The following is a 9,003-nucleotide window of genomic DNA, read 5'->3' on the forward strand; positions in this document are numbered from 1 at the left end:
AGCCATGAAAACAGTGTATGTGAAATCCATGCTTTTGTGGATGTTTTTACTGAGTTTTTCATGCCATCTGTTTTCGCAGGAACCTCAGAAATACATTCCTTTCAGAAAAGGAAAACTGTGGGGGCTTTGCGATGCTAACCGGTTTATTGTAATACAGCCGCAGTACAACAGCATCAGTGGATATGACCCATCGGCGGGAGGTTTCCATGTAGAACAGAGCGGTAAATTCGGGATTATCGGCAGTAACGGAGCACCGGTGATGCAATGCATCTCAGATGAACCGATTTTTGTCAATGGTGATAGTTATGTTGTTTTTGACGGATTCAGTTATTACAATTATTCCATGAAAACTAAAATGAAGCTTGACCCGTATATTATGCCGGAAAGATTTCCCGTTAATGACCGGTGGAGCAGACATGATGACCCTTATTTCGATAATAAAGCCCTGCCCGCCTCTTTAACGTGGAATGACCTTGATGACACAGACCGGGAAATGCTGATTCCTTATGAGGATGAAAATCTTTACCGCATCAATTTTAAAATTAATTTTCTTGAGATTCTTTCCGGGGATGCACAGGTCGGTATTTACATTCCGGAAATTAAGAAATTATACAAAAGCACACCGGAAATTGCTTATGTAGGATGGCAGTTGTATAATGGCAAACCCTATATTTTAACAACGGATTCTTCAGGTTTATTCGGAATGGCTGATGAATTTTCCAATGAAGTGTATCCCGTAAAATATATTTCAATCACATTATCAGATCCGGGCAAACTGGTGTTTCTTTCAGAACCGGATCCGCAACGTGAGGGAGAGATAATGATAAAGACCATTCTTCCCAATAATATATTAAACGGAAGATTTGAGCCTTCAGGAACCGTTTGGCGAAACGGTCATGAATACCGATTGTATTATACCATAATCAATGGAGAGAAAAACTACGCAGCAGAAGACGGTACCCTTTATTTTGAGGGTTAACACGATAAAAAATAAAATATGAGATACCAAAGAAGTTCAGCTTTATTCGATGAAGCGTACCAATACATTCCCGGAGGCGTCAATTCCCCGGTCCGTGCATTCAAATCCGTAGGAGGAGTGCCTGTTTTTATGAAATCTGCCAAAGGGGCTTACCTGACCGATGCCGATGATCATACGTATGTCGATTATATCAATTCCTGGGGCCCGGCTATTTTGGGGCATACCCATCCTGAAGTGCTGGAAGAGCTTAAAAGCCAGGCAGAGAAAGGGTTTTCATTCGGGGCACCGACAGAGCTTGAAACGGAGATCGCAAAATTCATTGTGGAAAATGTCCCGAACATCGATCAGATCAGGATGGTGTCTTCAGGTACGGAAGCGTGTATGAGCGCCATCAGGCTGGCCAGAGGTTTTACGGGAAGAGATAAGATCATAAAATTTGAAGGCTGTTACCACGGCCATTCAGATTCATTTCTCATCAAAGCGGGAAGTGGTGCTGCAACCTTCGGGAATCCCAATTCTCCGGGAGTAACGCAGGGCACGGCAAAAGATACGTTATTGGCAAGATATAACGATTTTGAGCAGGTTGAGGATTTATTCAGGCATAACAACGGTGAAATTGCAGCAGTGATCATTGAACCGGTTGCCGGGAATATGGGCTGCGTGCTTCCTGAAAATGAATTCCTTCAAAAATTAAGGGCTATCTGTGACGAAAACGGGGCTTTACTGGTTTTTGATGAGGTGATGACCGGTTTCAGACTGGCTTTCGGAGGCGCCCAGGAGCTTTTTAAGGTGAAAGCGGATTTGGTTACCTACGGAAAAGTAATCGGTGGCGGGCTGCCGGTAGGGGCATTTGCCGGGCGAAACGAAATTATGGACCACCTCGCTCCTAAAGGCGGGGTTTACCAGGCCGGGACGTTAAGCGGGAATCCCCTGGCGATGAGAGCCGGATTAAAAACATTACAGATTATTAAAAATGATCCCGGCTTTTTCAGCAGGCTGGAAAAAACTACGGAGACACTGGATTTTGAAATCGGTAAAATCCTGAATGAAAAAGGAATTGCCCATAAGATCAACAGGAAAGGCTCTATGATGTCGGTATTCTTCCATATCAACCGGGTTTCCAATTTTGATGAAGCACAGGAAGCGAACCATGCGCTGTTCAATAATTTCTTCCATCAGATGTTAGCCCAGGGAATCTATCTTCCGCCAAGCGGTTACGAAACCTATTTCATCAGCGATGCGATCAAAGATAGGGAAATCGATAGGACGCTGGAAGCCGTGAGAAAGTTTGAATATTCTTAGGATTGGATCCACATATAAAAAGGATGAGGCTTTGCTTCATCCTTTTTTGTGCGATCATTTGTTTATGACAATAAACTCACTTCTCTTAGAAAACGTGATACCCATCGGAATTGAACGGTCGTTATCATTAAACCCTGCCGTTTTCAAGGATATGGATTGCTGCAGTTTGTATTTACGGAATATTTAATTAAAACAACAAATCATTAAAAAATAATCAGTTCTGAAATGGGTGTGGGTTGGAGTAATCATATCATCGAAATGGAAGTCTTTTATCCTTTCTCCGACTTTTACTCGAACTCTTCATTATAACCTTGAACAGGATGTAATGATTGATGGTCAGGAGGTGGTATGCCTTTGATGATGCTGTAAATAATCAGTTATTGATGTTTCCTGATCATTGGAATAACCCATATGGCCGGTAAGAATTCTGCCGGGTTTTAATTGGATTGACGTATGTGTTTTATTGGTGAATCTACAAATTAATGTAATAATGATTAATAATTTAATAATGGCTAAATCTGGATTTCTCTGACAGAAATACCTATCAAAAAGTCAATATTCTCCGGGTCTTCTCCGGTGTTTCTTCGGTACTTCTTCGGAAAAAACATCTTTTTTCCGAAGAAGTACCGAAGGATTCCCGAAGCGCTTCCGAAGAAAGGGTGAAGTTGCCCGGTTATAGGCTGCCAAAACCGGACAAAACCGGACACAGGCTGCCACGCCCTTTCAAAATACAAAAACCTGTTTTACCTTCGTCTCACCAACCAACAAAAACCAGTACAATGGCAAGAATCACAAAAGGGATCCTCGGAGGATTCTCAGGAAAATTCTGCGAAGGGCAATGCCTCTGCCACGGACAGGGCAAGTATCGTCTGCTACAGCGAATCGCTCGGCACTTTCGAAACTTTTTGAGTCCGTTGCAGCCAGGTCGGCCCTGAGCACAGAGGTGGATTACCATCTCGGCAAAAAAGTCCACGTATGGGTGTATTTCAGCAATACGGGAGAGACTTCAGCATTTAACAGCGCGTACCTTGTTACCCTAACCCTGACCTGATGTTACCTGATCTGACCCTAATTGCCGCACGAAAAAGGAGGCGAGTTTTGTGGTTTGGGATTCCCGTGGCTTTAATAGGCGGTGATTTCGCATTCCGGTGGCTGAGGCTATTAAATCAACCTACACTCATTCCGATACCGCATCATTAAAAAACAGATTAAACAATAAATAATTGATTTATTTACAATGCTATATTGTTTTATTGGCAAATAATGATAACTTTGCTCTTAAAAGATTTATAATAAGGTGAGCGGATGAGCTCTGTGTGAGGCGGGCGGAGCAAACGTCCTTTATAAAACAGATGCACTTATCTGTACAGTCAACAGAGCCTAATCGGTTTGCAATTAAAATAAAACACGACGGGTTCTGTCGCTTTACAGAAATACCTTTGCTTCATAAGAAATTGAAGAAGAATAAATATGAGTTTTTTTAATCCTATAAAGCTGATAATATTCACATTAAATATTTGTCATACACTTTTTACCATCACTTAAAAGCCCTACTTTTGCAGCGTTAAAAAATTGATAACACACTGAAAATATACGAAGCATGAAAAAACTCTACATGAGTGCACTGTTTCTGTGCGTCTCTCTCGGCATATCAGCCCAGGAAGTGGTTTGGCAGAAAGACATCAAATCCTCCACCCAGGATTTCCTTTCCCAGGTCACCACCACCATTGACCAGCAGTATTTAATCACCGGAAGCTCCATCCAGTCACAAAAGCTTACCTCCGATACCAAACAAAACAACGGCTACGATTTCCATCTGGTGAAACTCAACCAGCAGGGCGAAGAAGTCTGGGAAAAATATTTCTCAGGCCAGAACCATGATTTTCTGTCTGCTACCGTAAATACTCAGGAGGGCGGATTTTTGCTTGCCGGAACCTCGTACAGCGGAAAAGGCTTCGATAAAAAAGACGATTCCAAAGGCGGCTCGGACATCTGGCTCATCCGTATCAATGAGTTTGGGGATGAACTGTGGCAGAAAACCATCGGCGGTGCTTCCGATGAAGAAGCCCGGTGTGTTATCCAGACGACAGACTTAGGATTTTTTGTAACCGGGAATATTGCCTTCGGCTCCGCCCAGGCAACGGGCAAAGGCTACGGATCAAAAGATGTTTTGATCATCAGGCTCGATAAAAACGGAGGCATAGCCTCTCAGATTATAATAGGCGGAAAAGGACTTGATGAGGTAGAGAAAATGGTTCCGACCAAAGACGGCGGCGCTTTACTGGGTATCTATTCAAGAAGCGGTGCCGGAGGATCCAAGAAAACCGAGAACTACGGCGAAGGCGATTACTGGATTATCAAACTGAATAAAGAAGGCAAAGTAGAATGGGAAAAGAACTACGGAGGCAAAGGCGATGACCATGTAAGGACTCTGGCTTTAACTTCCACAGGCTATCTCATCGGAGGCGAATCCAGGTCGGAACGATCAGGCAATAAATCGGTAGGGATCGAAGAAGGAACCGACCTGTGGCTCATTTCACTTGATGAAAGAGGCGAAGAGATCTGGCAGAAATCCTACAGCTTCAAGAACCGGGATGTTTTGATGGGAATGAGCGTTATTCAGAGACAAGAGGAAAGAGCAAAGAATAAAGACATTACGACAGGGATTTTATTGGGTGGTTATACCCAGGCAGAAGGAAGGATGGAAATTGATGATGAGACGTTCTGGATGCTGTATATGGACCAAAACGGCAATGAACAGTGGAGAAAACATGTGAAGGGGGAATCCAGGAAGAGAGAAGAAAGATTATCTGATATTAAGCTGAACCGGGACGGTTCCATCATCTTTGCAGGAACCAGCGCAGAAGAACTTGGGAAAGAAAACTGGAAGATCGTGAAGCTTGGGGATAAGCAGATTGACCAGCTGATCGAGAAGCAGGATATCAAGATTTATCCGAATCCGGTGAGTGAGTATGCGTATGTGGAGATTGGGTTTGAGGGTTTGAGAGTCGGAGGGTCCGGGAGTGCAGGAGAAAAAGCGTTTGAAGCGGAGATTACCGTGTATGACATGGGCGGAAGACAGCTGCAGAGCATTAAAACCAAAAATAAGGTGACTAAGATCAATACACAGACTTTAATACAAGGAGCTTACCTGATCACCATAAAAACAAATGATAATAAAACCGCGAGTGCTAAATTGATTAAGAAATAATCATAATGAAAAAAATGAAAAGAATATATAATATTAAAATATTAGCAAGTAGCTTTTTTCTTGTTGCAGCCGTTTTTATACATGGGCAGGAAACAAGCAACTTAACAAATAATGCTGGTGGAAATACGGAATTACCCAATGTCAATCCACCTTCACCAGAATCTTTTTTTCGGACAAAATTCGGAAATTTAGAAGCTGGAGAATTCAGAGGAACACCAAATATTGAGATTCCTGTTCATACTGTTTCTACAGGGGGCTTAGCACATGCTATTTCTCTCAGATATGCAAAATCAGGTGTAAAAGTAAATGATATACCCAATTCAGTAGGAATGAACTGGATCTTGGAAGCAGGTGGCGTTATTAACAGAACCATATATGATATAAGGGATGAAGAAGCTTCACAACGGTTATTGCTAACTCAGAGTGATATGAACTACTTGCACTCACCAGCAGGTGCTCAGACATTAGGAACGTATGCTCATGATATAGTGGGAATGATAGATAATGAAACCGATATTTTTAATTTTTCAATGCCTGGATATAGTGGAAGCTTTTATCTTGATGCAAATTTTAATCCTGTCATTATGAGTCAAAATCACAATCTGAAAATAGAAACTATAGGTAACTTCAAAGATACCTATCAATTTCTTATTACAACTTTCGATGGCACGAAGTATTTCTTCGGCGGGTCTGGCTATACGGAGAATACCTTTGTAAGACAAAATGGATTAATGGGAGGGGTAACCGGTTTTTACCTTTCAAAAATTGAAGATGGTAGAAATAATAAAATTGAGTTTGAATATTTTCAACAGAATTCTCGATCAGTATCTTTTGGAAAATCTGAAACAAAAAGTGCAGGAGCATATATCAGTCAAAATGGAACATCCCTAAGTGCTACTCCCCCTTCAACAACAATAAATTTGATGAATGTTCACTATTCAAAATATATCAGCAAAATTAAAACATCTGATGAACAGATCTCATTTAATTATCTTACTGATGCCAATGAGATATTCCAAAAGCTTGGAGATATAACTATTTCCAAAAATGGTATAAATATTAAGAAATATGTATTTGATTATATAAATAATAATACAACCGTTAAAAGTGAAAAAAGATTTTTCCTAGAATCAGTAAAGGAATATACCATTAAAGGAATTCAGGAAGTATTAACGGGAAATAATTATACATTGACTTATGATTCTCCTTTAGAAATGCCGGTACGTCTTGCCAATGGTATCGACTATTTAGGGTATTATAACGGAAAAGATAATTCCTACACCTTATTGCCTAATCTTAATTTGTTCTATGGGCTTCAGGAGGATAATTTTTTCAGTCAGCAGCAAAACCAGAATTATCTTTATTATGCAGACAGGAGACCCAACTTTGAGTTTGCCAAGAAAGGTACCTTAACCTCTATTACTTATCCCACAAAAGGAAAGACTGTTTTTGAATATGAACCGGTTTTTGCAAAAAAAGCGGCTTATACGGAACAAAATATACTTATTGGTGAGGCAGCAAGCGCTGTAGGATATGAAGAATTCGCAAATCCTTCCTGCATACCAGTATCTTATGATTGTTATACAACATTATCGTCTTCTGACATGGTAGCAGATCATAAAATGTATATTACGCTGAAGTTACATACTGACACTAATTGGGGGGGAACAAGAGCAAAAGCTGTTTTTGATATCATAGATAATTCAACTCATCAGGTAGTATTCACTAAAATGATTATGATACCCAAAATTAATCTGGAAAATACTTTGTATGACATGGCTTTTTCTACAGATTTTACAGCGCAACCGGGAAAAAATTACCAGTTAAAGTTTAGAATTGCTGATAATATATGCAGCCAATGCTTTGGAACTGCTACTGTAAAATATCAAAATGGATGGGAAAAGGTAGATGATGGTGGTATAAGATTAAAGAAGCAATATGATATTGCAGACAATACCATTACAAATATAAAAAGGTATTACTATGATATGTATTCGGATATTCATAATATAGAAAAACTACTTCCCCCATTTCAGCCATATTTCTTTACCAATCATTTTACCCAGATGGGTGACTTTGGAGGTCCTGCATTTCTCGAAGTTGCTACAAAATTTGAATTAATGCTGCATTCAGATCCCAAGCCTATGCCTTTATATATAGAAGATCCCGTTTACCCGAATGTAACAATAAGTCATGGCGGAGATAATTTTGAAAAGGGCGGCGAAGAGAAAACTTTTGATTCGGAAAATGGGTATGAATACAGAGGGATTTCTACTTTTTGGGAACCCACCTATAATGGTGCTTATTTACCTGACCCATCAGTGATGACGGGATTAACTGCAACCGCCGCTCAGTCTATGGTGAGAAACCTTACTGTCAGTAATATAAATGGACACTTAATTTCCCATAAAATTTTAGTTAATAAAAACAATACGATCTATCTTAAAAGCGATAAAAGCAATATCTATTCTACTCCCTTAGAAAAAGTAATTTACAATCTTATGGGGATGAAGTTATATAATTATTTCTATGTTCCATCCGGAGTTAACGAAAATACTTCATTAGATAATATGTACATAGGGCAACACGCTATTCCTACTTTTGCTTCTTTTCTTGACAGTACAGTTACTAAAGAATACATGGAAGATGTTCCTGTCAACACTCTGGATGACAGTCCGTATAAAAAAATAGTTACTACTACGGAATATACTTATGGCAACCCGGAAAAACAGCTTTCAAAGAAAAATACTGTTTTTCCGGATCAGGCAGTGATGATAACTACTTATTCTTACGCCCACGAAAAGAACAACCAGTTGATGATTGACCGGAACATGGTTGGGATCCCGTTGGAGACCACCACGACCCAGACTAAGGAAGGGGTGACCAAGACCTTGGGAAAGAGAGTAGTGGTTTACCCTGACCAGAACAATTATCCTACGTCACAAGCCGGCAGCCTTCTGCTTCCGTTATCCGTTACATCATCTGACCAGCTTACCGGGGTAATGTCTACCGATGTTTCTTACGACAAATACGATCAAAAAGGCAACATTCTTCAGTATACCACCAAGGACGGTATTCCTGTAACGATAGTCTGGGGCTATAACAATACCCAGCCTATTGCCAGGGTGGAAGGAATTACTTATGACCAGCTGACTTCCCTGGCCTCTCCGACAGCTATTATCACCGCTTCCGATAACGATGCGGCAGACCCTTCCAAAGAAGGACTGCTTCTGGTAGCTTTAAATACCTTCAGGAAAAACAGCCAGCTGACGGGTATGAAAATAACGACTTACACCTATGACCCTTTGATCGGGGTAACCTCGATTACTCCGCCATCGGGAATACGCCAGGTCTTTACCTATGATGCTGCCAACAGGCTTAAGGAAAACAAAGTCAGAAGCAAGGACACGACAGGAGCCTACACCGATAAAAAGGCTGCCGAATACAAATACAACTATAAGCCATAACAACCATGAGAACCTATATACTAACCAAAACGCTTCCGGTCCTG

At 40.7% G+C, this 9,003-nt stretch carries 5 protein-coding genes; 4 read left to right on the top strand and 1 reads right to left on the bottom strand.

What is annotated here, in order from left to right:
- Positions 1 to 4 precede the first annotated feature (4 nt).
- Positions 5 to 979, top strand: a complete 975-nt coding sequence (locus MKJ01_RS16160; RefSeq protein ID WP_241615088.1) for a hypothetical protein — start codon at positions 5 to 7, stop codon at positions 977 to 979.
- 18 nt (positions 980 to 997) lie between these two features.
- Positions 998 to 2,281 (top strand): glutamate-1-semialdehyde 2,1-aminomutase, encoded by a 1,284-nt coding sequence (gene hemL, locus MKJ01_RS16165; protein ID WP_241615087.1) that lies wholly within the window; start codon positions 998 to 1,000, stop codon positions 2,279 to 2,281.
- 512 nt (positions 2,282 to 2,793) lie between these two features.
- Here the strand turns inward: hemL and MKJ01_RS16170 are convergent.
- The gene (locus MKJ01_RS16170) at positions 2,794 to 3,015 is read right to left on the bottom strand and encodes a hypothetical protein (RefSeq protein WP_241615086.1); all 222 of its coding nucleotides are present in this window, start codon (positions 3,013 to 3,015) and stop codon (positions 2,794 to 2,796) included.
- Between the two features lie 866 nt (positions 3,016 to 3,881).
- Between MKJ01_RS16170 and MKJ01_RS16175 the strand changes: the two genes are divergently transcribed.
- Together MKJ01_RS16175 and MKJ01_RS16180 are read left to right on the top strand one after the other, a co-directional pair.
- Positions 3,882 to 5,492: a T9SS type A sorting domain-containing protein gene (locus tag MKJ01_RS16175; protein ID WP_241615085.1), complete on the top strand. Its 1,611-nt coding sequence runs from the start codon at positions 3,882 to 3,884 to the stop codon at positions 5,490 to 5,492.
- A gap of 14 nt (positions 5,493 to 5,506) precedes the next feature.
- The gene (locus MKJ01_RS16180) at positions 5,507 to 8,959 is read left to right on the top strand and encodes a hypothetical protein (protein ID WP_241615084.1); all 3,453 of its coding nucleotides are present in this window, start codon (positions 5,507 to 5,509) and stop codon (positions 8,957 to 8,959) included.
- The last annotated feature ends 44 nt before the right edge of the window (positions 8,960 to 9,003 follow it).

The sequence above is a fragment of the Chryseobacterium sp. SSA4.19 genome (genome assembly GCF_022601875.1).
In the GTDB taxonomy this organism is placed as follows: domain Bacteria; phylum Bacteroidota; class Bacteroidia; order Flavobacteriales; family Weeksellaceae; genus Chryseobacterium.